Origin of the sequence: uncultured Campylobacter sp., from assembly GCF_938040115.1 — a bacterium.
In the GTDB taxonomy this organism is placed as follows: Bacteria; Campylobacterota; Campylobacteria; order Campylobacterales; family Campylobacteraceae; genus Campylobacter_A.
In genome coordinates, this window is sequence record NZ_CALHXD010000257.1 from 1 (window position 1) to 2,165 (window position 2,165).

Here is a 2,165-nt window from a genome sequence, read left to right on the forward strand (position 1 = left end):
TTACGTATTTTCCGGAGGCTTCATGCTCTTTTTTTGTGAAGGCCAGGAGATAGTACTCGTACGCTTTTGCTTCGTCTTTTTTGCCGTAGGCGTCGTCTTGGTAGATTTCGCCTAGTTTGGCGCATCCACCAAATCTCTCGCCTTGGCAAATTTCGCTTAGGATTTCGACGGCTTTGTCTATATTTTTCTCTACGCCTTTGCCGTCTCTATAGCCCATCGCTACAAATTTACAACCGTCGTCGTAGCCGCTATCGCAAAGTTTTGAAAATATCTCAAAGCCCTTTTTAGGATCGTGCTCGGCGCCGTTTTTGCCCTCGGTGTACGAGTAGCCCGTCCATAGGCAACCTAAATTTGAGCCCAGATCGCAAGCTTTTTGGTAGTATTTGACGTCTTGTTTTTCATAAGCGTAGTCTATGCAGGCCGCCGCATCGTTGTTTTCGCAGCCTTTTTCGGCGCTTACGGCGGTTTTGTCTTTTACTTTGTCGCAGCAGTCGGCTCTTTTGCCAAACGATATCTCGCAGCACTTTTCATAGGCTTGCTTTGCGCGTCCGGAGTCTTTTTTGACGTCAGAACCCTTGCCAAACTCATAAAGCTGCCCAAGCTCTTTGCAAGAGGAATCGACCTTTTCCGTATAGCAACCTAGCTTAAAGTAGTTCTCCGCGTCCTTCCACTGGCCTTTGGATTTTGCTGCTAGTCCATTGTTGTGATTTGGCCCGGCCTGTGCTACCGACAGGCAACAAAATGCTAAAAACATGGCTAAGGCTAGCTTTTTCATAAAACCCTCCTTGCGAGTAATCTTAAGCATTATAGCCTGTTTGCTATGTTTTTAACCTAAATAACGACTACTTCGGTTTTTAGCTCGACGCCAAACTGCTCCAAAACGCGCTCGCGGGCTAAATTTATGAGCCCGGTTACGTCCGCAAAGGTCGCAGCGTTAAAATTTATGATGAAATTTGCGTGCTGTTCGCTAAATTTAGCCCCGCCAATCGCGTAACTCTTTAGCCCCACGGCCTCGATAAGCCTGCCTGCGTAGTCGCCGGGCGGATTAACAAAACAGCTGCCAAAGCTAGCGCCCTTTGGCTGATTTGCGCGCTTAGCGGCAAAATCCGCCGCAAGAGCCGCGTCAAATTCGCGCGAGATTTTAAACTCGGCGCCAAATATCGGCTCATCTATCCCGCTTTTTCGGTAGCTAAAGCTTATCCTCTCGCGCTCTACCCAGCCGCGTCCTAGCCGCACCGTGAGCAGATCATCGCTGATACTAACGCTGCAAAGCCCCGCGTTCATTTTTATTAGTCCGCCAAGCGTACCCGGGATATTTTGCAAAAACTCAAATCCGCCGATATTATGCTTTTTGGCGAAGTTGTAAATTTTGCCCGACTTCGTCGCAGCGCCGATACTGAGCACGTCGCCGCTTAAGTTTATATAATCAAACGCGCCGCCTAGCATCATCATCGCGGGCGGATTTGGCGAGACGAGTAGGTTATTTGCGCCGCCTATCATCACGCGGCCGGCAAATTCCGGCTTTAGCGCGTCCTCAATGCTTTCTAGCACCGCCACCTCGTGCACGCCGCCCACTCGCACCGAGCTAAATTTGGAAAAATCTATAAGCTGCGTCATTGCACGAAATTCGGGATAAACTCTATCATGCGCGTCGTGAAATCAACCATCATCGAGACCATCCACGGCATTAAAAATATAATCACGACGACGACTAAAATGATTTTCGGCACGAAGCTTAGCGTCATCTCGTTTATCTGCGTCGTAGCCTGAAATATACTGATGATAAGGCCCGCGGATAGGCCAGCGAGCAACATAGGAAAGCTCAGATATAGCGCGATCTTAAAGGTTTCGATACCGAGTTCTATGAGCGTTGATTGCATTAGCTAAACCTTATATCGTTGTACTCGGTGGGCACGAGGTAGTTTTTGGCATCGATAGGCAGCGGATAAAAACCGCGCTCATAACCAAGCGCAAAGAGCCTATTTACCGCCTTTAGCTGCGTTTCGTTCATCGAGACGGAGCTATCGTTCGCATATAGATTTAGGTAGGTTTTTAGCTTTTCTTTATCGACGCGGATCAAATTTCGCTCCATCAGCATGTGCGACAAAAACGGCTTATGCGCGGTGGCGATACGTACGCCCTCCGTTAGCACGCGCTCGCACTCG

4 protein-coding genes are annotated in these 2,165 nt (G+C 48.9%); all 4 read right to left on the minus strand.

Features of this window, described 5'->3' with window-relative positions; all coding sequences use genetic code 11:
• The coding region (locus Q0314_RS08615; RefSeq protein WP_298058274.1) for a hypothetical protein at positions 1 to 775 on the minus strand (775 nt) is incomplete at its 3' end.
• A 56-nt stretch (positions 776 to 831) separates the two neighbouring features.
• Positions 832 to 1,617 (minus strand): UDP-N-acetylmuramate dehydrogenase, encoded by a 786-nt coding sequence (locus Q0314_RS08620; RefSeq protein ID WP_298058276.1) that lies wholly within the window; start codon positions 1,615 to 1,617, stop codon positions 832 to 834.
• A complete protein-coding gene (fliQ, locus tag Q0314_RS08625; RefSeq protein WP_002953589.1) occupies positions 1,614 to 1,880 on the minus strand; it encodes a flagellar biosynthesis protein FliQ in 267 nt (88 codons plus the stop codon). The genes Q0314_RS08620 and fliQ overlap by 4 nt, the downstream gene beginning before the upstream one ends.
• A partial coding sequence (locus Q0314_RS08630; protein WP_366114675.1) for an MqnA/MqnD/SBP family protein occupies positions 1,880 to 2,165 on the minus strand: 286 nt, incomplete at its 5' end. The genes fliQ and Q0314_RS08630, both read right to left, overlap by 1 nt.

Coding starts and splice junctions, on each gene's coding strand:
- Q0314_RS08620 (WP_298058276.1), bottom strand. CDS start 1,617: ATGACGCAGCTTATAGATTTTTCCAAATTTAGCTCGGTGCGAGTGGGC.
- fliQ (WP_002953589.1), bottom strand. CDS start 1,880: ATGCAATCAACGCTCATAGAACTCGGTATCGAAACCTTTAAGATCGCG.